The 21,171-nt window shown below is 71.6% G+C and carries 17 protein-coding genes; 2 read left to right on the top strand and 15 right to left on the bottom strand.

Annotated features, from left to right (window positions below; translation table 11 throughout):
• Nucleotides 1–53 precede the first annotated feature (53 nt).
• Entirely contained in the window at nucleotides 54–743 is a 690-nt protein-coding gene (locus tag A8711_RS17400) for an anti-sigma factor (protein WP_069088820.1), read from the bottom strand.
• Entirely contained in the window at nucleotides 740–1,309 is a 570-nt protein-coding gene (locus A8711_RS17395; protein ID WP_036343884.1) for a sigma-70 family RNA polymerase sigma factor, read from the bottom strand. The genes A8711_RS17400 and A8711_RS17395 overlap by 4 nt, the downstream gene beginning before the upstream one ends.
• Before the next feature lie 169 nt (nucleotides 1,310–1,478).
• Here A8711_RS17395 and A8711_RS17390 point away from each other — a divergent pair, with 169 nt between their 5' ends.
• A complete protein-coding gene (locus tag A8711_RS17390) occupies nucleotides 1,479–3,602 on the top strand; it encodes a PhoX family phosphatase (RefSeq protein WP_064448436.1) in 2,124 nt (707 codons plus the stop codon).
• 73 nt (nucleotides 3,603–3,675) lie between these two features.
• Here the strand turns inward: A8711_RS17390 and A8711_RS17385 are convergent, their stop codons facing one another.
• Nucleotides 3,676–4,458, bottom strand: coding sequence for an IclR family transcriptional regulator (locus A8711_RS17385; protein WP_030503712.1), 783 nt, complete (start codon nucleotides 4,456–4,458; stop codon nucleotides 3,676–3,678).
• Nucleotides 4,459–4,611: 153 nt separating this feature from the next.
• Here A8711_RS17385 and A8711_RS17380 point away from each other — a divergent pair, with 153 nt between their 5' ends.
• Complete coding sequence (locus tag A8711_RS17380; RefSeq protein ID WP_064448435.1) at nucleotides 4,612–5,802, top strand: MFS transporter; 1,191 nt, start codon at nucleotides 4,612–4,614, stop codon at nucleotides 5,800–5,802.
• Nucleotides 5,803–5,826: 24 nt separating this feature from the next.
• Here the strand turns inward: A8711_RS17380 and A8711_RS17375 are convergent, their stop codons facing one another.
• The 12 genes from A8711_RS17375 to A8711_RS17320 form a co-directional block, all read right to left on the bottom strand.
• Entirely contained in the window at nucleotides 5,827–6,867 is a 1,041-nt protein-coding gene (locus tag A8711_RS17375; protein ID WP_043327297.1) for a polyprenyl synthetase family protein, read from the bottom strand.
• An 89-nt stretch (nucleotides 6,868–6,956) separates the two neighbouring features.
• A complete protein-coding gene (nuoN, locus tag A8711_RS17370; RefSeq protein WP_043327299.1) occupies nucleotides 6,957–8,510 on the bottom strand; it encodes an NADH-quinone oxidoreductase subunit NuoN in 1,554 nt (517 codons plus the stop codon).
• Nucleotides 8,507–10,039, bottom strand: coding sequence for an NADH-quinone oxidoreductase subunit M (locus A8711_RS17365; protein WP_030500781.1), 1,533 nt, complete (start codon nucleotides 10,037–10,039; stop codon nucleotides 8,507–8,509). The genes nuoN and A8711_RS17365 overlap by 4 nt, the downstream gene beginning before the upstream one ends.
• 64 nt (nucleotides 10,040–10,103) lie before the next feature.
• The gene (gene nuoL / locus A8711_RS17360) at nucleotides 10,104–12,065 is read right to left on the bottom strand and encodes an NADH-quinone oxidoreductase subunit L (RefSeq protein WP_069088819.1); all 1,962 of its coding nucleotides are present in this window, start codon (nucleotides 12,063–12,065) and stop codon (nucleotides 10,104–10,106) included.
• 7 nt (nucleotides 12,066–12,072) lie between these two features.
• A complete protein-coding gene (gene nuoK / locus A8711_RS17355) occupies nucleotides 12,073–12,372 on the bottom strand; it encodes an NADH-quinone oxidoreductase subunit NuoK (protein ID WP_013283611.1) in 300 nt (99 codons plus the stop codon).
• Complete coding sequence (locus tag A8711_RS17350; RefSeq protein ID WP_043327303.1) at nucleotides 12,369–13,139, bottom strand: NADH-quinone oxidoreductase subunit J; 771 nt, start codon at nucleotides 13,137–13,139, stop codon at nucleotides 12,369–12,371. Before A8711_RS17350 ends, nuoK begins: the two co-directional genes overlap by 4 nt.
• On the bottom strand, nucleotides 13,136–13,783 hold the full coding sequence (gene nuoI, locus A8711_RS17345; protein ID WP_030500778.1) for an NADH-quinone oxidoreductase subunit NuoI: 648 nt from the start codon (nucleotides 13,781–13,783) through the stop codon (nucleotides 13,136–13,138). Before nuoI ends, A8711_RS17350 begins: the two co-directional genes overlap by 4 nt.
• A gap of 1 nt (nucleotide 13,784) precedes the next feature.
• Nucleotides 13,785–15,137 (bottom strand): NADH-quinone oxidoreductase subunit NuoH, encoded by a 1,353-nt coding sequence (nuoH, locus tag A8711_RS17340; protein WP_043327305.1) that lies wholly within the window; start codon nucleotides 15,135–15,137, stop codon nucleotides 13,785–13,787.
• 61 nt (nucleotides 15,138–15,198) lie between these two features.
• The gene (locus A8711_RS17335) at nucleotides 15,199–17,709 is read right to left on the bottom strand and encodes an NADH-quinone oxidoreductase subunit G (RefSeq protein WP_069088818.1); all 2,511 of its coding nucleotides are present in this window, start codon (nucleotides 17,707–17,709) and stop codon (nucleotides 15,199–15,201) included.
• Nucleotides 17,709–19,025, bottom strand: coding sequence for an NADH-quinone oxidoreductase subunit NuoF (gene nuoF / locus A8711_RS17330; RefSeq protein ID WP_043327309.1), 1,317 nt, complete (start codon nucleotides 19,023–19,025; stop codon nucleotides 17,709–17,711). Before nuoF ends, A8711_RS17335 begins: the two co-directional genes overlap by 1 nt.
• Entirely contained in the window at nucleotides 19,022–20,137 is a 1,116-nt protein-coding gene (gene nuoE, locus A8711_RS17325) for an NADH-quinone oxidoreductase subunit NuoE (protein WP_043327311.1), read from the bottom strand. Before nuoE ends, nuoF begins: the two co-directional genes overlap by 4 nt.
• Nucleotides 20,134–21,171, bottom strand: a 1,038-nt coding sequence (locus A8711_RS17320; protein WP_069088817.1) for an NADH-quinone oxidoreductase subunit D, incomplete at its 5' end; no start/stop codon positions are given. The genes A8711_RS17320 and nuoE, both read right to left, overlap by 4 nt.

Genomic DNA, 21,171 nt, shown 5'->3' with positions numbered 1-21,171 from the left:
AATCACCCGCGCCGAGGGCCGCAACTGCAAGATCAACGGGGAGGGGACGGCGGTCAGCGGAAGTCGTAGGCCAGGACGGGGGAATTGGCGCCTCGGAGGAGTTCCAGGCGGACCAGTTCACCCCTGGTGAACCGGGTTACCCCGGAGAACCGCAGGTCGTCGCCGGGGGCGGCGAGCCAGGAGCCGATCTGCTCCGTCGCGCCGTCCGGGCCGTGCGCCACCAGCCGGAACGTGTACGCCTCCCGGTGCCCGGCCCGCCTGTCGTAGCCGCAGTGCATGGTGACCTCGGTGCCCCACGGCGTCTCGGTCAGCCCCACCTCGGCGTGCACCGGCACCGTCCCGGCCACCGGCCGCATGGAGGTCAACGCCACCTGCGGCGTGGACGGCTCGGCCGGCGGCTGGACCAGCGCCACCCCGACGCCGGCCAGCACCGCGAGCGCGGCGGCGGCGAGCGCGGTCAGCGCGTACCGGCGGCGGGAGCGGGACCGCTCGCGGCGCTTGCGCTCCCGCGCGGCGTCGAGCAGCGCGGGCACCCGCGACGTCTCCGGCCCGACCTCCAGGAACTGCTCCAGGCCGGCCGGGTCGAGCCGGCCCAGCAGGCCGGGCAGCACGGCGATCTCGGCCACCGCCTCCCGGCACTGGGCGCAGCCGGCCAGGTGCCGCTCGTAGGCGACCCGGTCCGCCGGGGCGAGGGCACCGAGCACGTACGCCCCGTCGTCGTGCGCGAACTCGCAGCGTGTCATCCGGTCACCCCCATCTCGGCCAGCGCCAACCGTAGTGAGCGCAGCGCGTAGTGGGTACGCGACTTCACCGTGCCGGGCGGTACGCCCAGCCGCGCCGCCGCCTCCGCCACCGAACGCCCCTGGTAGAAGCACTCGACGAGCACTTCCCGATGGGTCGGGCTGAGCCGGTTGAGCGCCTCGGCCACGGTCCACGCCTCCACCGCGCGCTCCGTCTCGTCGACCGTCTCGGCGGTCTCCGGCAGTTCGTCCGTGTACACCTCGCCGACCCGGGCCGAGCGCCGCCGCCAGGCGTCGATGGCCAGGTTCCGCGCCGTGGTGAACAGCCAGGCGCGTACCGAGCCGCGTCGCGGGTCCAGCGACTCGGGGTGCCGCCAGGCGCGCAGCAGCGTCTCCTGCACCAGGTCCTCGGCGCGGGGCCGATCGCCGTTGACCAGCCGCAGGGCGTGCGCGTACAGCGCGTCGGCATGCTCGTCGTGCAGCGCGCGCAGCAGTTGGGCGTCGTGGTCGCTGATGGCGGTACCTCGCTTCCGGCGGCGGGGAGACCGGCGATGTGTACGCCCTTCCATACGTGCCGTGTCGCCGAACGGTTCAGCCGCAGGTCACGACGGAGCTGTTCACGTCCGGTTCAGCTGCGGGCCGACCGCCGCTCACGGCGCCCTGGCAGCGTCCGGCGGGTGAGCGCGGGCTCCCTCGCCCGTGCGCCTTCCCCCTCGTCCGATCTGGAGGCTCCACCTCATGAGCGACCGGCCTCGCCTGCTTCCGCTGCTCGGTGGCACCCGCCACGGCAGCCGCGACGCGATGACCTGTCTGTACCGGTGCGGCAACGCCTGCGACCACCCGGTGCCCAACCCGACCGACAACCCGTACTTCGGGGACGTGGTCGACACCGAGATCTCCCGGCGCGGCGTGGTCCGGGCCGGCGCGGTCGGCGCGCTGGTGCTCGGCTTCGGCGGCGCCGCGGCGGGCGCGCTGGCCGGGTCCCCGGCGGCTGCCGCCCCCGCCGCTCCGCCGGTGCCCGGCGAGGGCGGGGTGGCCGCCACCGGTGCGGGGCGTCCCGGCAGCGGCGCGCTGACGTTCAAGCCGATCCCGCCGAACAAGCTCGACACGCTCGTCGTGCCGAACGGGTACGACCACTCGGTGGTGATCCGCTGGGGTGACGAGGTCGTGCCCGGCGCGCCCGCGTTCAACCTGGGCCGGCAGACCGCCGCCGCCCAGTCCAAGCAGTTCGGCTACAACAACGACTTCGTCGGCGTGCTGCCGATCGACCGTCGGCGCGCGCTGCTCGTGGTGAACCACGAGTACACAAACGAGGACCTCATGTTCCCCGGCTTCACCAGCCAGGACGCGCTGACCGTGGAGCAGGTGCGGGTGGCGATGGCCGCGCACGGCATGTCAGTGGTCGAGCTGGAGCGGGTGGAGAACACCGGGCAGTGGCAGCCGGTCCGGCGCGGTCGGCGCGAGTACAACCGCCGGGTCACGGCGCTGGCGACGAAGTTCGAGATGACCGGCCCGGCGGCCGGGTCGGCGTGGCTGCGTACCGCCGCCGACCCGAAGGGCCGGACCGTCGTCGGCACGCTCAACAACTGCGCCGGCGGCGTCACCCCGTGGGGCACTGTGCTCTCCGGCGAGGAGAACTTCAACCAGTACTTCGTCGGCGGCGACGCGGTGGCCGAGGAGCAGAAGGCGAAGCTGACCCGCTACGGCATCCCGACCGACGTGCGCTACCCGAGCGGCAGCCGCAAGTGGGACCGGGCGGACGAGCGCTTCGACCTGGCCCGGCACCCCAACGAGGCGAACCGGTTCGGCTGGGTCGTCGAGATCGACCCGTTCGACCCGCAGTCCAAGCCGCGCAAGCACACCGCGCTGGGCCGGTTCAAGCACGAGGGCGCGAACGTCATCGTGGCGCGCGACGGCCGCGTGGTCGCGTACATGGGCGACGACGAGCGCTTCGACTACCTCTACAAGTTCGTGTCGGACAAGAAGTTCATGCCGGGCAAGTCCTCGGTGGCCCGGCGGCACAACCTGACGCTGCTGGAGTCGGGCACGCTCTACGTCGCCAGGATCGAGGGGGACAGCCCGGCGGCCGAGATCGACGGTTCCGGCAAGCTCCCGGCCGACGGCGGTTTCGGCGGCCGGGGGCGCTGGATCAAGCTGGTCAGCGGCAACCGCTCGTACGTCGACGGCATGACCGCCGCCGACGTGCTCACGTTCACCCGGCTGGCCGGGGACAAGGTCGGCGCGACGAAGATGGACCGCCCCGAGGACGTCGAGCCGAGCCTGCTCACCGGCAAGGTGTACGTGGCGCTGACGAACAACAGCGACCGCGGCAAGGCGGGCAAGGCCCCGGCTGACGAGGCGAACCCGCGCAACAGCAACCGGCACGGGCAGATCCTGGAGCTGGTCGAGGACCGCGGCGACAACACGGCCGAGACCTTCGCCTGGTCGCTGCCGATCGTCTGCGGCGACCCGGCCGACGCCTCGACGTACTTCGCCGGGTACGACAAGACCAGGGTCTCGCCGATCTCCTGCCCGGACAACGTCGCCTTCGACGCCACCGGCAACCTGTGGATCTCGACCGACGGCAACGCGCTGGGCAGCAACGACGGCCTGTTCGCCACCGCCGTGGAGGGCCCGGAGCGGGGTCACCTGAAGCAGTTCCTCACCGTTCCGCTCGGCGCGGAGACCTGCGGCCCGTTCATCACCGGTGACAACCGCTCGGTCTTCGTGGCGGTGCAGCACCCGGGCGAGGTGACCGGCGCGTCGGTGGAGAACCCGGCCTCCACCTGGCCGGACGGCGACTTCGCCAAGCCCGGCGTGGTGGTCACCTGGCGCCTCGACGGCGGCCCGGTCGGCAGCTGACCCACCCCGGGAGCGGTCCGGCGCTGGTCCGCTCCGCGAGGGGCCGTCGACCCACCAGGTCGGCGGCCCTTCGTCAGTTCTCCGAGGCGATGCCGTCGGCGATCGACCTGGCGGCGGTGAGCAGCTTCGCGCGGACCACCCGGGCCGAGGTCATCATCTCGCCGGCCGGCAGCGCGCACGCCAGCACCACCCGGCGCTCGATGTCCTTGTCCGGGGCGACGAGCACCGCCGCGCACGCCACGCCCTGCCGGAACTGCCCGAGTTCCAGTTGCATGCCGCGCCGGTCACCGGCGGCCAGGTCGGCCTCGAACGCCTCCACGGTGGTGAGGGTGGCGGTGGTGAACGGGCGCATGCCGTACTCGCGCAGGTAGCGGAAGCGCTGTTCGGTGGTGAGCGTGGCGAGCAGGCTCTTGCCGAGCGCGGTGGCGTGGGCGCCCTCGTCGAAGCCCGGCACCAGGTCTTCCAGGAAGGGCGAGCGCGGCCCCTCGGCGGAGGCGGTCACCGCCACCTGCCCGCCGATGAAACGGCCGAGGTAGTGGCTCCAGCCGGTGTCCGACGCCGCGCGGCGCAGCGCCTCGCCGACCGCGGGCGGCCCGCGGAACGCGGTGACCAGCTCGCGGTAGCGGTCGGCGACCTCCAACCCCACGATGTACGTCCCGTCCTCGCGCCGGATCACGTAGCCCTCGTACGCGAGCGTGCGGACAAGGTGGTAGGTCGTGGCGACTGTCAACTCGCAACGCCGGGCGATCTGCTTCACGGTGAGCCCTCTCGGCGCACGGCCGACCGACTCGAGCACTCGAAGCGCGCGGGACACGCTGCGGATCAGGTCCGAGGGTTCCGCCAAGGGGTCGCGCACAACCACCTCCGCCGCCGGGGACTTACACCATATGAAAAACCGGCCGAGTGCGAAATGCCTGTTCGGATGGAGGATGCCAGATCACCGGACACAGACGGTAGGTCGACGGACACGATGAGCAGCCAAAACGTGCGGGCGTAGGGTGTGCTCGCAATGACTGAAACAGTTTCGCAAGACGCGCCCGCGTCGGCCCGGCGGGCGGTCCGGGCGGGCGCCGGCGCCACCGTCACCACGATCGTGTGCGTCCTGCCCGTCTTCCTCGTCGGCGGGCTCGCCGTGCAGCTCGGCGACGAACTCCGGTTCAGCCCGGCCGGCCTGGGCCTGGCCGTCTCGATCTACTTCGGCGTGAGCGCGCTCGCCTCGGTGCCCTCCGGGGCCCTGGTCGAGCGGTACGGCCCGGCCACCGTCGCCCGCGCCGGCATCCTGCTCTCCGCCGCCTCCCTGCTGGCCGTGGCCGGGCTGGCCCGGTCGTACCCGATGCTGGTGACGCTGCTGGCGCTCAGCGCCGCCGCCAACGCCCTCGGACAGCTCGCCAGCAACGCCGCGCTCGCCGAGCACGTGCCCGCCCACCGGCAGGGGCTCTCGTTCGGCGTGAAGCAGGCCGCCATCCCGGTCGCGACGCTGCTGGCCGGCGTGGCGGTCCCCACCGTCGCGCTCACCGCCGGCTGGCGCTGGGCCTTCGTGGTCGCCGCCGGGGCGGCGCTGGCCGCGCTGCCGGCCGTACCCCGGACCGGACGGGACCGGCACGCCCGGGCCGCCTCCGGGGGCCGCTACGGCGGCACCGCCCCGCTCGTGGTGATCGGGCTGGCCGCGACGCTGGCGGCGGCCGCGGCGAACGCGCTGGGCACGTTCCTGGTCGACTCGGCGGCGACGCGGGGTCTCTCCCCCGGCCTGGCCGGCCTGACGCTCACGCTCGGCAGCGCGGTGTGCGTGCTGGCCCGGGTGGGCGTCGGCTGGCTCGCCGACCGGCGCGCCGACGGGCACGTCGGGCTGATCGCCGGGATGCTGCTGACCGGGTCGGTCGGCCTGATCCTGCTCGCGGTGGCCGGCTCCGCGCCGCTGGTCGCGGGCGTGGTGCTCGGCTTCGGGCTCGGCTGGGCCTGGCCCGGGCTGATGAACTTCGCGGTGGTCCGGCTGCACCCGCAGGCCCCGGCCGCCGCCACCTCGATCACCCAGACCGGCGTGTACGCGGGCGGCTGCCTGGGCCCGCTCGGCCTGGGCGCGCTGGCCGGCGCGGCCGGCTACCCGGCGATGTGGCTGACGGCGGCGGCAGCGATGCTCGTGGCCGCCGTACTGATGCTGCTGGGCGCCCGCCTGCTCCGCCGCGCCCCCGCGCTCGGCTGACCGCCCTCGCCCTGGGTGCGGGGGTCAGCTGGTGCGGTCGGCGATGTAGTCGCAGAGGGACTCCAGCGCGCGGCGCGCCGGGCTCTCGGGCAGCGGGGCCAGCCGGGCCCGCGCGTCCTCGGCGTAGCTGCGTACCGTCTCCCGGGCCCGCTTGAGCGCCGGGGACTCCCGCAGCAGGCCGAGCGCCTCGGCGTGCAGCGCGTCGTCCACCAGCGGGCCGGTGGCCAGGATCTCCCGCAGCCGTACGCTCGCCGCGTCCGCGTCGTCCGAGGCCAGCGCGTAGAGCACCGGCAGGGTGGGCACGCCCTCGCGCAGGTCGGTGCCGGGCGTCTTGCCGGACTGGATCGACTCGCTGGAGATGTCCAGCAGGTCGTCGGAGAGCTGGAACGCGACGCCGATGATCTCGCCGTACCCGGCGAGCGCCTCGATGTGCTCGGGGGACGCGCCGCCGAACATGCCGCCGAAGCGGGCCGACGTGGCGATCAGCGAACCGGTCTTCTCGGCGATCACGTGCAGGTAGTGCGCGACCGGGTCGTCGTCGCGCGGGCCGACCGTCTCGGCGATCTGGCCGTGCACCAGCCGAGCGAACGTGCGCGCCTGCAGGCGTACCGCCTCCGTGCCCAGTTCGGCGGCGATGTCCGCGGCCCGGGCGAAGAGGTAGTCGCCGACCAGGATGGCCACCGAGTTGGTCCAGCGGGAGTTGGCGCTCGGCGCGCCCCGCCGCACGGCGGCCTCGTCCATCACGTCGTCGTGGTAGAGCGTCGCCAGGTGGGTGAGTTCCATCACCACGGCGGCCGGGACGACCTGCGCGGCCTCCGGGTCGCCGAACTGGGCGCTCAGCGCCACCAGCAGCGGGCGGAACCGCTTGCCGCCGGCCTCGACCAGGTGCCGGGACGCCTCGGTCACCAGCGGGTCAGCGCTCGCCACGCTCGCCCGCAGGCTCGTCTCGACCCGGTCGAGCACGCCCAGCACCGAGGCTTCGACGCGCGGGTCCGCGAGGTGCAGGCCGAGCGCGCCGAACTGACCTGAACGCTCGCCAGCCGGATTCGCCACGTCCTCAACCATGCCACACCCGTTCGACCTGCTCGTCGAGGGGGATACGGGCCGGGGGCCGGCACGCCACGGCGTACCGGCCCCCGGTGGGATCACGTCGGTCATCTGACGAATTCGGCAGCACCGGTGGTCAGGTCGAGCAGCGGACCGGGGACCACACCCAGCGCCAGCGTGGCCACCACGCCGATGACCAGCGCCGCCGAGGTGAGCGCGCCCGGCACGGTCACCGTCGGGGTGGACTCGCCCGGCTCGGACAGCCACATCATCACCACGACCCGCAGGTACGGGAAGGCCAGCACCATGCTGGTCAGCACACCGGCGATCACCAGCCACGCCTGGTTCGCCTCCAGGGCCGGGCCGAAGACCGCGAACTTGCTGGTGAAGCCGCTGGTCAGCGGGATGCCGGCGAAGGCCAGCAGGATGAACGTGAAGATCGCCGCGAAGAAGGGCGAGCGGCGGCCCAGCCCGGCCCAGCGGGACAGGTGGGTGGCCTCCCCGTCGGCGTCGCGCACCAGCGTCACCACGGCGAACGCGGCGAGCACCGAGAAGCCGTACGCGGCCAGGTAGAACATCGTGCCGGAGAGCCCTTCGCGGCTCGGCGCCAGCACACCGACCAGCAGGTAGCCGGCGTTCGCGATGGACGAGTACGCCAGCAGGCGCTTGATGTCCGTCTGGGTGACCGCGAGCACCGCGCCGACCAGCATGGTCAGCACCGCGATCGCGCCGAGCACCGGCGTGAAGTCCCAGGACGCCCCGGCGAACGCCACGTGGAAGACGCGCAGCAGCGCGCCGAACGCGGCGACCTTGGTGCAGGCGGCCATGAAGCCGGTGACCGGAGTCGGCGCGCCCTGGTAGACGTCCGGCGTCCAGACGTGGAACGGCGCGGCGGCGGCCTTGAACAGCAGGCCGATGGCGAGCAGCGCCATGCCGGCGAAGAGCAGCACCGGGCTGGACGAGGAGTCGGTGACCGCCGCGTGCACGGTGGCGAAGTCCACGCCGGCCCCACGGCCCGGGATGCCGGAGGTGAAGCCGTAGATCAGGGCGACACCGAACAGGAAGAACGCCGAGGCGTACGCGCCGAGCATGAAGTACTTCAGCGCCGCCTCCTGGCTCAGCAGACGCCGGCGGCGGGCCAGCGCGCAGAGCAGGTAGAGCGGCAGCGAGAAGACCTCGAGCGCGATGAACATGGTCAGCAGGTCGTTCGCCGCCACGAAGATCAGCATGCCGGCGATCGCGAACGACATCAGCGGGTAGACCTCGGTGGCGCCACCGACGCCCTCGGCCTGCCGGCGGTCCTCGGCCGACTCGGCGGTGACCGCGGCGTGCGCCACGAACGCGCCGCCCCGCTCCACCGTGCGCTCGCCGACGAGCAGCAGCGCCATGACGGCCAGGACCAGGATCGCGCCCTGGAGGAACAGCGTGGGCCCGTCGACCGCGATGGCCCCGCCGATGGTGATCAGCCGGGCGTCCGCGTTCAGGATCACCATCACGATCGCCGCGAGCATCGCCACCAGGGCGAGCCCGAGCTGCACCGCGTTGCGCAGCCGACGCGGCACGAACGCCTCGACCAGGATCCCGACCAGGGCCGCGCCCAGCATGATCAGGATCGGAGCGAGCGCCGCGTAGTCGATCGACGGCAGCTTCAGTTCACTCACTTCGCGGCCTCCTGGACGCTGCCGACCTCAGGGGCGGGATCGGACTTGCCGACGTCCTGCATGGTCGCCTGGACGGCGGGGTTGATGACATCGGTGACCGGCTTCGGGTAGAAGCCGAGCAGCACGATCAGCGCGATCAGCGGCGCGACGACGACCTTCTCGCGCAGCGTGAGGTCCCGGCGCATGCCCTCGACCTCGGTCAGCGCCGGGTTCAGCGTGCCCTGCGTGGTGCGCTGCACCATCCACAGCACGTACGCCGCCGCCAGGATGATGCCGAGCGTGGCGATCACCGCGACCGGCTTGTTGACGGTGAACGTGCCGATCAGCACCAGGAACTCGGAGACGAACGGCGCCGTGCCGGGCAGCGCCAGCGAGGCCAGACCGGCGAAGAACAGCACGCCGGCCAGCACCGGCACGAGCTTGCCCGCGCCGCCGAAGTCGCTGATCAGGGCCGAGCCGCGCCGGGCGATCAGCATGCCGACCACCAGGAACAGCAGGCCGGTGGCCAGGCCGTGGTTGAGCATGTAGAGCACCGCGCCGGTGCCGGCCTGGGTGGTGAAGGCGAAGATGCCGATGCCGATGAACCCGAAGTGCGCGATCGAGGTGTACGACACCAGCCGCTTCAGGTCGTTCTGGCCGACCGCCAGCAGCGCGGCGTAGATGATGCCGATGACACCCAGCGCCAGCGCCCACGGCGCGAACCACCGCGACGCCTCCGGGAACAGCGGGAGGCAGTAGCGCAGGATGCCGAACGTTCCGACCTTGTCCAGCACGCCGACCAGCAGCGCGGCGGCGCCGGCCGGGGCCGCGCCACCGGCGTCCGGCAGCCAGGTGTGGAACGGGAAGAACGGCGCCTTGATCGCGAAGGCGACGAAGAAGCCGAGGAACAGCCAGCGGGCCGTGTCGGTGGCGAACTCCGCCTGGCTCAGCGCCTGCCAGTCGAAGGTCTTCCCGCCGACCACCCAGAGGCCGATCACCGCGGCCAGCATGAACAGACCGCCGACCAGCGAGTAGAGGAAGAACTTCACCGCCGCGTACTGCCGCTGGTGGCCGCCGTAGCTGCCGATCAGGAAGTACATCGGCACCAGCATGACCTCGAAGAACACGTAGAACAGGAAGACGTCGGCGGCGGCGAAGACGCCGATCATCGTGCACTCGAGGACGAGCAGCAGCGCGAAGTAGGCGGGCACCGAGCGCTTCGACGCCTCGGCGTCGTGCCAGGACGCCAGGATCACCAGCGGCACCAGGATCGCGATCAGCATCAGCATGACCAGCGCGATGCCGTCCACCTCGAAGGTGAAGTTCACGCCCCAGTTCGGGATCCACGGGTACGACTCGCGGAACTGGAACCGGTCACCACCGGCGGAGAAGGCGAACCACATCACCACCGAGAGCACCAGCACCAGCAGCGACCAGCCGAACGCCACCAGCTTGGCCAGGTCCGGACGGCTGCGTGGCAGCAGCGCCACCACCAGGGCGCCGACCAGCGGCGCCACGGTCAGCACCGAGAGGAACGGGAAGTTGGACATTATTCGGCCTTACCTCCGTCGTGACTGCGTGGCCCGCCGGCGGGGGCGGCCGCGTTGAGGTCGATCACGCCAGCCACCCCGCCTGCACCGCCAGGAACGCCGCGACCACGAGGAGCGCGCCGGTCAGGATCGAGGTCGCGTACGACCGCACGAAGCCGGTCTGCAGCCGCCGGAGCCGGCCCGAGCCCCCGCCCACGGCGGCGGCAAGGCCGTTCACCATCCCGTCGACGCCGCGGTTGTCGAGGAACACCAGCGCCCGGGTGAGGAAGATGCCCGGCTTCTCGAAGACCGCCTCGTTGAAGGCGTCCGTGTAGAGGTTCCGGCGCGCGGCGGTGACCACCACGCCGGCCGGCTGCGGCTCGGTGGCCGTACCGCCCCGGAACAGGAACCAGGCCAGCCCGGCGCCCAGCACGGTGACCAGCAGCGACAGCGCGGTGAGCAGCCAGTGCGCCAGCACCGGCGCGTGCTCCCCGCTCTCGCCGCCGAGCCCGTTGGTGGCGGTGAGCCAGTCCGGCACGGAGGTGGCGAGCAGGAAGCCCGCGCCGACCGAGCCGATCGCCAGCAGGATCAGCGGGATCGTCATCAGCTTCGGCGACTCGTGCGGGTGCTCGATGTCCTCGGTCCAACGCTTCGGGCCGTGGAACGTGAGCACGAACAGCCGCGTCATGTAGAACGCGGTGAGCCCGGCGCCGAGCAGCGCGGCCATGCCGAACAGCCAGGCCGTCCAGCCCTCCCGCTCGAACGCGGCCACGATGATCGGCTCCTTGGAGAAGTAGCCGGAGAACGGGAACATGCCGATGATGGCGAGCCAGCCCATCATGAACGTCAGCCAGGTGACCTTCATGTACTTCGACAGCCCGCCGAAGCGGCGGATGTCCACCTGGTCGTTCATGCCGTGCATGACCGAGCCGGCGCCGAGGAACATGTTGGCCTTGAAGAAGCCGTGCGCCAGCAGGTGCACGATGGCCAGCGCGTACGCTCCGCCGCCGAGCCCGACGCCGAGGAACATGTAGCCGATCTGGCTGACCGTCGACCAGGCCAGCACCCGCTTGATGTCGTCCTTGGCCGCGCCGATGATGCAGCCCATCAGCAGCGTGAGCGCGCCGACGCTGACCACCACGAGCTGCAGCGTCTCGTTGGCCGAGAAGATCGCGTTGGAGCGGGCGATCAGGTAGACGCCCGCGGTGACCATGGTGGCCGCGTGAATGAGCGCGGACACCGGGGTCGGGCCCTCCATCGCGTCCGGCAACCACGCCTGCAGCGGGAACTGGCCGGACTTGCCAGCCGCGCCGAGCAGCAGGAGCAGGCCGAGCACCAGCACCGTGGTCGAGGTCATCGAGCCGACCCCGTTGAACACCTCGTCGTACTGGGTGGTGCCGAGCATGGCGAACATGATGAAGATGCCGATGGCCAGGCCGGCGTCGCCGACCCGGTTCATCAGGAACGCCTTCTTGCCGGCGGTGGCCGCGCTCGGCCGGCCGTACCAGAAGGAGATCAGCAGGTACGACGCCAGACCGACGCCCTCCCAGCCGAAGTAGAGCATCACGTAGTTGTTGCCGAGCACCAGCAGCAACATCGCGGCGACGAACAGGTTGAAGTACGCGAAGAACAGTCGCCGGCCCGCGTCGTGCGCCATGTACTCCACGGCGTAGAGGTGGATCAGGAAACCCACCCCGGTGATCAGCAGGACGAAGACCGCGGCCAGCGGGTCGAAGAGCAGACCGAAGTCCACCCTCAGGTTGCCGACCGCCATGAAGTCCCAGAGGCTCAGCTCGACCTGCTTGTTCTCCAGGCCGCGAAGCTGGAAGAAGTAGGTGAGACCGAGCAGGAAGGCGGCGCCGATGGCGCCCACGCCGAGCCAGTGGCCCCAGCGGTCGGCCCGCTTGCCGAGCAGCAGCAGGATCGCCGCGCTGACCAGCGGGATCGCCACCAGCAGCCAGACCGAGCCCAGCATCCCGTCCGCCGTGGCGAAGGTGACGGCCTCGGCTGGCTCAGACTGGGCGATCGTCAGAATCTGTTCCACCACGAGCCCCTCAGTACTTCAGCAGGTTGGCGTCGTCGACGCTCGCCGAGCGCCGGGTACGGAAGATCGCCATGATGATCGCGAGACCGACCACGACCTCGGCCGCCGCGACCACCATCACGAAGAACGCCATGATCTGGCCGTTCAGGTCGCCGTTGATCCGGCTGAACGTGACCAGCGTCAGGTTGGCCGCGTTGAGCATCAGCTCGATGCACATGAACAGCACGATCGCGTTGCGCCGGACCAGCACGCCGACGGCGCCGATGGTGAACAGCACCGCCGCGAGGATCAGGTAGTAGTCCGGGGTCATTTGTCCGTCCCCTTCGGTGCGGTCTCCTCGGCCGTCAGCTCGCGCACCGGCAGGATCTCCGGGATGCTGCGGTCGGTCAGCCGGCCGTCGGGCAGGCGGGCCGGGGTGGCCACCGAGGAGGAGGTGGCGTAGACACCCGGGCCGGGCTTCGGGCCGGGGTAGTTGCCGGGGCGGAACCGCGCCTTCATGGTGGCGATCTGGTCCATCCGGTCCGCCTTGCGCCGCTCGACGTGCGCCAGCACCATCGCGCCCACCGCGGCGGTGATCAGCAGCGCCGAGGTCAGCTCGAAGGCGAAGACGTACTTGGTGAACAGCAGCCGGGCGATGCCCTGCACGTTGCCCTCGGCGTTCGCCTCGTCGAGCCCGGCAGCCGGCACGCCGTCGAGCGCGCGGTACAGGCCGCTGCCCACCAGGCCGGCGAAGCCGAGCCCGAGGACGACGGCGGCGACCCGCTGGCCGCGCAGCGTCTCGATGAGCGAGTCGGAGGCGTCCCGGCCGACGAGCATCAGCACGAACAGGAACAGCATCATGATCGCGCCGGTGTAGACGATGATCTGCACCATGCCGATGAACGGCCCCGCCTGGAGCACGTAGAACACGCCCAGGCAGAGCATGGTCAGCACGAGCCAGAGCGCGGAGTGCACCGCGTTGCGGGCCCACACCATGCCGACCGCCCCGAGCAGGGCCAGCGGGGCGAGGATCCAGAAGGTGACCTCCTCACCCCCGGACACCTGGCCCGCAGCGGCGAGCACCGTTGCCGAGGTCATGCCTTGCCTCCCTTGCCCGCCGCGGCGGCGGACCGCTGCTCGGCCTGCTCGGCGCCGGGGAAGGTCACGCCGGGGTGCTCCTCCACCTGGTACCGGCCGGGGCCCATCGGCGAGCGCTCGGCACCGGCCGAGGTGCCCGGGTTGGTCAGCGCGCCGACGTAGTAGTCCTTCTCGCTGTCGCCCAGCCGCATCGGGTGCGGCGGCTGCTCCATGCCTTCGAGCAGCGGCGCGAGCAGCTGCTCCTTGGTGAAGATCAGGTCCTGCCGGTTGTCCCGGGCCAGCTCGTACTCGTTGCTCATGGTGAGCGAACGGGTCGGGCAGGCCTCGATGCAGAGCCCGCAGAAGATGCACCGGGCGTAGTTGATCTGGTAGATGCTGGCGTACCGCTCACCCGGGGAGAAGCGCTGCTCCTCGGTGTTGTCGCCACCCTCCACGTAGATCGCGTCGGCCGGGCAGGCCCAGGCGCACAGCTCGCAGCCGATGCACTTCTCCAGCCCGTCCGGGTGCCGGTTGAGGATGTGCCGCCCGTGGTAGCGCGGCGCCGAGACCGGCGGCTTGAACGGGTAGTCGGTGGTGACGACCTTCTTGAACATGTGCGAGAAGGTGACACCGAAGCCCTTGAACGTTCCGGTGATCGCGCCCACGTCACACCTCCCTGGAGTCCGGGCCGGCGACCACGTTGGCCGGCTCCCGCTCGGCGAGCACGCGCTTGGTACGCGGGCTCGGCGGAACCTGAAGATCCATCGGCGGCAGCGGGAAGCTGCCGTACGGCCGGCTGTCCGCCTGCTCCTGGGGCGACTGCTTCAGCTCCTTCTTCCGGCTCGGCCAGAAGAGCGTGACCAGCAGCAGCACGCCCGCGCCGACGGCGGTGACGAGCAGCCGGTCCCGGGCCTGCCAGTCCTCGATCGAGCGCAGCCCGGCGAGCACCATGATCCAGACCAGGTTCAGCGGCAGCAGCACCTTCCAGCCGAAGCGCATGAACTGGTCGTAGCGGAGCCGGGGCAGCGTGCCGCGCAGCCAGACGAAGACGAACACCAGCAGGATGACCTTGCCGAAGAACCACAGCATCGGCCACCAGCCCTCGTTGGCGCCCGACCAGATCGTGATCGGCCACGGCGCGTGCCAGCCGCCGAGGAACAGCGTCACGGTGAACGCCGACATGGTGACCATCGCGACGTACTCGCTGAGCATGAACAGCGCGAACTTCAGCGAGCTGTACTCGGTCTGGAAGCCGGCCACCAGCTCCGACTCCGCCTCGGGCAGGTCGAACGGCGCCCGGTTGGTCTCACCGACGATGGCGATGAAGAACATGATGAAGCTGGGCAGCAGCAGGATCGCGTACCAGCCGGGCGCGGCGAGGTCGAAGCCGCCGATGCTCAGCCGGGTGCCGTCGCCCTGCGCGGCGACGATCCCGCTGGTCGACATGGTGCCGGCGGTCATGAAGACCGCGACCACGCTCAGGCCCATGGTGACCTCGTAGGACACCAACTGGGCGGCGGAGCGCAGACCACCGAGCAGCGGGTAGGTGGAGCCGCTGGCCCAGCCGCCGAGCACGATGCCGTACACGGCCAGCGAGGAGAAGGCCAGCACCACCAGCACCGCCACCGACACGTCGGTGACCTGCAGCGGCGTGCGGTGCCCGAAGATGCTCACCATCGGCCCGAACGGGATCACCGACAGCGCGGTGACCGCGCAGACCACGGAGATCACCGGGGCGAAGAAGTAGACCACCTTGTCGGCCTTGCGCGGGAGGATGTCCTCCTTGAAGGCCAGCTTCACGCCGTCGGCGAGCGTCTGGAGCAGACCGAATGGTCCGGCCTGGTTGGGGCCGGGCCGCACCGCCATCCGGCCCACGACCCGGCGCTCGAACCAGACGCCCAGCAGCGTGGCCGCCACGGCGACGACGAACGCGAAGAGGATCTTGCCGAGGACCAGCCACCACGGGTCCTTGCCGAAGTCGGCAAGCGTCGGGTCCTGCGCCGCGAGGTAGAGATTCACTGCACCGACCTTTCGTTCGCGACCGCGAGGCGTACTCGCTCCGCTCGTTGCCTGCGCGCGCTCACTGTGCACTCCCGGTGTTCAGCAGCGGGCCCGGCCGGTCCGCGGCGTCCGCCGCGACCCGCCCCGCCGGGACGGCCGAACCGCCGGCGGCGCCGACGGAGACCTTCACCAGCGAACCGGACGTCGCGCCGAGGCTGCGCCGCACGGTGGAGCCGGGCGAGTTGGTCGGCAGCCAGACGACGCCGTCCGGCATCTCGGTGATCGCCGCCGGCAGCGTGACCGCGCCACGGTCGGTGCCGACGGTGACCGCGTCGCCGTCGGCCACGCCGAGGGACTCGGCGGTGCCCTTGCCCAGCCGGACCACCGGCGGGCGGGCGGTGCCGGCGAGGTGCTCGTCGCCGTCGGTGAGGCTGCCCAGGTCGATGAGCTGGTGCCAGGTGGACAGCACGGCCTCGCCCGCGCCCGGCTGCCGGACGGCGGCCGGCTCGACCGATGGCGCCGACGGCCGCTCGRCCCGGGTACGCGGCAGCGTGCCCAGCTCGCGGCGGATGCTCGGCACGTCGCCGGTGCCCAGCCGCACGTCGAGCTGCGCGGCGATCGCGTCCAGGATCCGGGCGTCGGTCATCGCGCCGGTGTCCAGCACCTTCTCGAACGTGCGCAGCCGGCCCTCCCAGTCCAGGAAGCTGCCGGCCTTCTCGACCACCGGCGCGACCGGCAGGACCACGTCGGCCCGGCGCGACACAGCGCTCATCCGCAGTTCCAGGCTGACCAGGAACGGCACCGCGTCCAGGGCCTTCTCGGCCAGGCGCGGGTCGGCCAGGTCGGCCGGGTCGACACCGGCCACCACCAGGGCGCCGAGCTGACCGTTCGCGGCGGCGGTGAGAATGCCGTCGGTGTCGCGGCCGGCCTGGCTCGGGATCACCCCGGCCGGGATGTCCCACGCCTCGCCGAGCTCCGCGCGGGCGGCCGGCTCGGTGACCACACGGCCGCCGGGGAGCAGGTTGGGCAGGCAGCCCGCGTCGACAGCGCCGCGGTCACCCGCGCGCCGCGGCACCCAGACCAGCCGGGCACCGGTACGCCGGGCGACGTCCGCCGCCGCCGACAGCCCGCCCGGCACCTCGGCCAGCCGCTCGCCGACGATCAGGATCGCGCCGGGCTTACCCAGCGCCTCCGCCACGGTGGCGTGCTCGGCCAGCACGCCGGCCTCCTCGCCCGGCACCACCCGGGCGAGCTTCGCCCCGAGCTTCTCCAGGCCGCGCGTCGCGAACGGCGCGATCGCGTACACCGTGAGCTTCTTCTTCAGGTACGCCTTGCGCAGCCGCAGGAAGAGGATCGGGCACTCCTCCTCCGGCTCCAAGCCGACCAGCACCACGGCGGGCGCGTTCTCCACGTCCCTGTAGGTCACGTCGGTGACCCCGGCGACGCTGCTGGCCAGGAAGTCGGCCTCCTCGCGGGAGACCGGGCGGGCCCGGAAGTCGATGTCGTTCGTGTGCAGTGCGATCCGGGCGAACTTCGCGTACGCGTAGGCGTCCTCGACGGTGAGCCGACCGCCGGTCAGCACCGCCGTGCCGGTCGCGCCGTCACGGGCCTCGCGCAGCCCCTCGGCGGCCCGGGTCAGCGCCTCGCTCCAGGACGCCTCGCGCAGCTCACCGGTCTTCTCGTCGCGCACCATCGGGGTGCTGATCCGGTCGAACGCGCGGGTGTACTGGAAGCCCCAGCGGCCCTTGTCGCAGTTCCACTCCTCGTTCACCGCCGGGTCGTCGCCGGCCAGCCGGCGCAGCACCTTGCCGCGCCGCCAGTCGGTGCGCTGGGCGCAACCGGCCGAGCAGTGCTCGCAGACGCTCGGCGTGGAGACCAGGTCGAACGGGCGGGCCCGGAACCGGTACTGCGCGCCGGTCAGCGCGCCCACCGGGCAGATCTGCACGGTGTTGCCGGAGAAGTACGAGTTGAACGGGACGTCCCCCTCGTCGCCCTCCTCGCCGTACTCCTCGTCCCGGTAGATGTTGATCTCCTCGTGCGAGGAGCGGCCCATCAGGTCGATGAACTTGTCCCCGGCGATCTCCTCGGAGAACCGGGTGCACCGSTGGCAGAGCACACAGCGCTCGCGGTCGAGCAGCACCTGGGTGCTGATCGGCAGCGGCTTCGGGTACTCCCGCTTGTGCTCGTGGAACCGCGAGTCCGTCCGGCCGGTGGACATCGCCTGGTTCTGCAGCGGGCACTCGCCGCCCTTGTCACACATCGGGCAGTCCAGGGGGTGGTTGAGGAGCAGCAGCTCCATCACCCCCTCCTGGGCCTTCTTGGCGACCGGGGAGGTGAGCTGGGTCCGCACCACCATGCCGTCGGCGACGGTCTGGGTGCAGGAGGCGACCGGCTTGCGCTGGCCCTCCACCTCCACCAGGCACTGCCGGCAGGCGCCGGCCGGGGCCAGCAGCGGGTGGTCGCAGAAGCGGGGGATCTCGGTGCCCAGCTGCTCGGCGACCCGGATCAGCAGCGCCCCCTTGGGGGCGGTGACCTCGACGCCGTCGATGGTCAGCGTGACGGTCTCGGTCTGCTTGGCTACGTCGGTCATCAGTGCGCCCCTACCAGGGTCTTCTCCGACAGCTTCGGAGCGGTACGTCCCTCGATGTAGTCGAGGTAGTCCTGCTTGAAGTACTTCAGCGACGAGGTGACCGAGCTGGTCGCGCCGTCACCCAGACCGCAGAACGAGCGGCCGAGGATGTTGTCGCAGGTGTCGAGCAGGGTGTCCAGGTCCTCGTGGGTGCCCTGGCCGGACAGGATGCGCCGGTAGACCCGGACCATCCAGTAGTTGCCCTCCCGGCACGGGGTGCACTTGCCGCACGACTCGTGGTGGTAGAACTCCAGCCACCGGTAGGTCGCGTACACCGGGCAGTCCTGGTCGGAGAAGATCTGCGTGGCGGTGGTGCCCAGGATCGAGCCGGCCCCCGCCACCCCCTCGAAGTCCAGCGGCACGTCCAGGTGCTCGGCGGTCAGCAGCGGCGTCGACGAGCCACCCGGGGTCCAGAACTTCAGGTTGTGCCCCGGCTTCATCCCGCCGGCCAGCTCGATCAGCTCGCGCAGCGTGATGCCCATCGAGCACTCGTACTGGCCCGGGTTCGCGATCCGGCCGGACAGCGAGTAGATCATCGGGCCGGACGACTTCTCCGTGCCCATCGTCTTCCACCAGTCCGCGCCACCGAGCACGATGTACGGCACGCTGGCGATGGTGCCGACGTTGTTGACAACGGTCGGGCTGGCGTACAGGCCGTGGGTCGCCGGGAACGGCGGGCGCAGCCGGGGCTGGCCGCGGAAGCCCTCCAGCGAGTCCAGCAGCGCGGTCTCCTCACCGCAGATGTACGCCCCGGCGCCGGAGTGCACCACCAGGTCCAGGTCGAACCCGGAGCCGAGGATGTTCCGGCCGAGGTAGCCCTTGGCGTACGCCTCGGCGACCGCGCTGCGCAGCCGCCGCGCGGCGTGCACGGCCTCACCGCGGATGTAGATGTACGCCCGGTTGGCCCGGATCGCGTACGAGGCGATGATGACGCCCTCGACCAGCGAGTGCGGGTCGTAGGTCATCAGCGGCAGGTCCTTGCAGGTGCCCGGCTCGCCCTCGTCGGCGTTCACCACCAGGTAGTGCGGCTTGCCGTCGCCCTGCGGGATGAAGCCCCACTTCAGGCCGGTCGGGAAGCCCGCGCCGCCACGGCCGCGCAGCCCGGAGTCCTTGACCAGCTGGATCAGGTCGTCCGGGTGCGCCTTGAGCGCCTTGCGCAGGGCGGCGTAGCCGTCCAGGTTCTCGTAGGTGCCGATCCGCCAGGCGTCCGGCGACAGCCAGCGCTTGGTGAGCACCGGCGTGAGCTTGGCCAGCGTCTCCGGCCGAGGCGTGGTCACTTGCGGACCCCCGATCCGTTGGCGTCCGCCGGGTCGGCGCCGTCCGCGCCCGTACCGGCCTCCGCTTCCTTGAGGTTGCGCTCCTGCGCGCCGGCCGCGTCGCCGGCGGGCTTGCCGTCGCCGGCCGGCGGGTTCGCCGCCGTGCCGGCCGCCTCCGCCGCCTGCGCGTCGCGCGGCACCGGCGGCGGGCCGTCCACCGGGATCTTGGTGCCCGGCGCGTCCGGTACGGCGGTGGCCGCGTCCGGCTGCCGGGTCTCGGCGGTACGCACCTGCGGCGACTTGGCGTCCGGCGCCTTCACGTCCGGCGCGGTGCTGCCGGTGGCCGCCTCCGGCAAAACCTGCTCGGCGGCCTTGGCCGGCTCGGGCGCGGGGGCCGGCTTCGCGGCCTCGGCCTTCGCCTTCGCCTCGGCGGCGGCCCGGTCGGCCTCGGCCTTGCTGCGGATCGGGGTCTTCGGGTCGAAGCCCGGCACCGAGACGCCGTGCTGCTCGGCCAGGCGCAGGCCGCGCAGGCTGGGCTCGCCCGGCCCGCCGTCGGCCACCGCGCCGTCGCGCTCGTCGGCGAAACCGGCGAGCTGGACCGCCATCTCCTTGAGCGTGCACAGGCGCGCGCCCCGGGTCGGCATCGGCCGGCCGCCGGCCCGCAGCTCTTCGACCACGTCGAGCGCGCCCTGCGGCTCCACGTTGTCGAAGAAGTCGTAGTTCACGGTCATGACCGGGCCGTAGTCGCACGCCGCCAGGCACTCGGCGTGCTCCAGGGTGATCTTCCCGTCGGCGGTGGTCTCCTCGTGCCCGACGCCGAGGTGCTCGGCCAGGGCGTCGTAGACCTTCTGCCCGCCGAGCACGTCGCACATGGTGTTGGTGCAGACGCTGACCAGGTATTCACCGGTGGGCTTGCGCTTGTACATGGTGTAGAAGGTGGCGACGGCGCCGACCTGGGCCTTGTTCAGCCCGAGCACCTCGGCGCAGAACTCGACACCGGCCGGGGAGACGTACCCCTCCTCGGACTGGACCAGGTGCAGCAGCGGCAGCAGCGCCGAGCGGGACCGGTCGGCCGGGTACCGGGCGATGATCTCCCGCGCCCGGAGCCGGGTCTCTTCAGTGAACGTGCTCATCGGTCACAACCACCCATCACGGGGTCCAGCGAGGCGCCGCCGGCGATCACGTCGGCGATCAGGCCGCCCTCGGCCATCGCCGGGAGGGCCTGGAGGTTGACGAAGCTCGGCTCCCGGTAGTGCACCCGGTAGGGCCGGGTGCCGCCGTCGGACACCGCGTGCACGCCGAGTTCGCCACGGGGCGACTCGACGGCGACGTACACCTGGCCCGGCGGGACCCGGAAGCCCTCGGTGACGAGCTTGAAGTGGTGGATCAGCGACTCCATCGACTGACCCATGATCTTCGCGACGTGCTCCAGGGAGTTGCCCATGCCGTCGACGCCGATGGCGAGCTGCGCCGGCCAGGCGATCTTCTTGTCGGAGACCATCACCGGGCCCGGCTTCAAGCGGTCCAGCGCCTGCTCGACGAGCTTCAGCGACTCCCGGATCTCCGCGACCCGGACCAGGTAGCGGCCCCACACGTCACCGTCGGTGTGGGTCGGCACGTCGAACTCGTACGTCTCGTAGCCGCAGTACGGCATGGTCTTGCGCAGGTCCCAGGCGAGGCCGGCGGAGCGCAGCACCGGGCCGGTGACGCCGAGCGCCATGCAGCCGGTCACGTCGAGGACCGCCACGTTCTGCGTCCGCTCCAGCCAGATCGGCTGACCGGAGAGCAGGTTCTCGTACTCCTTGAGCCGCTTCGGCATCAGCTGGAGGAAGTCGCGGATCTTGCGGATCGCGTCGTCCGGCACGTCCTGCGCCACGCCGCCCGGCCGCACGTACGCGTGGTTCATCCGCAGGCCGGTGATGGTCTCGAAGATGTCGAGGACGTACTCCCGCTCGCGGAAGCCGTACAGCATCATGTTGATCGCGCCCAGCTCCATGGCGGTGGTCGCCAGCCAGACCAGGTGCGACGAGATCCGGTTCAGCTCCATCATCAGCACGCGGATGGTGTTCGCGCGCTCGGTGATGTCGTCGGTGATCCCGAGCAGCTTCTCCACCGCGAGCGCGTACGCCGTCTCGTTGAACAGCGGGGAGAGGTAGTCCATCCGGGT

It is taken from the genome of Micromonospora sp. II (assembly GCF_001709195.1).
GTDB lineage: Bacteria > Actinomycetota > Actinomycetes > Mycobacteriales > Micromonosporaceae > Micromonospora > Micromonospora chalcea.
Note: the sequence above shows the minus strand (reverse complement) of the source record. Positions and strands in the feature narration are given on the sequence as shown.

Bases quoted from the DNA above. Each gene is read 5' to 3' on its own strand.
- A8711_RS17395 (WP_036343884.1), bottom strand. From the start codon at position 1,309: ATGGAAGGGCGTACACATCGCCGGTCTCCCCGCCGCCGGAAGCGAGGT.
- A8711_RS17390 (WP_064448436.1), top strand. From the start codon at position 1,479: ATGAGCGACCGGCCTCGCCTGCTTCCGCTGCTCGGTGGCACCCGCCAC.
- A8711_RS17400 (WP_069088820.1), bottom strand. From the start codon at position 743: ATGACACGCTGCGAGTTCGCGCACGACGACGGGGCGTACGTGCTCGGT.
- nuoE (WP_043327311.1), bottom strand. From the start codon at position 20,137: ATGAGCACGTTCACTGAAGAGACCCGGCTCCGGGCGCGGGAGATCATC.
- A8711_RS17380 (WP_064448435.1), top strand. From the start codon at position 4,612: ATGACTGAAACAGTTTCGCAAGACGCGCCCGCGTCGGCCCGGCGGGCG.
- nuoK (WP_013283611.1), bottom strand. From the start codon at position 12,372: ATGACCCCGGACTACTACCTGATCCTCGCGGCGGTGCTGTTCACCATC.
- A8711_RS17375 (WP_043327297.1), bottom strand. From the start codon at position 6,867: ATGGTTGAGGACGTGGCGAATCCGGCTGGCGAGCGTTCAGGTCAGTTC.
- A8711_RS17350 (WP_043327303.1), bottom strand. From the start codon at position 13,139: ATGACCTCGGCAACGGTGCTCGCCGCTGCGGGCCAGGTGTCCGGGGGT.
- A8711_RS17365 (WP_030500781.1), bottom strand. From the start codon at position 10,039: ATGTCCAACTTCCCGTTCCTCTCGGTGCTGACCGTGGCGCCGCTGGTC.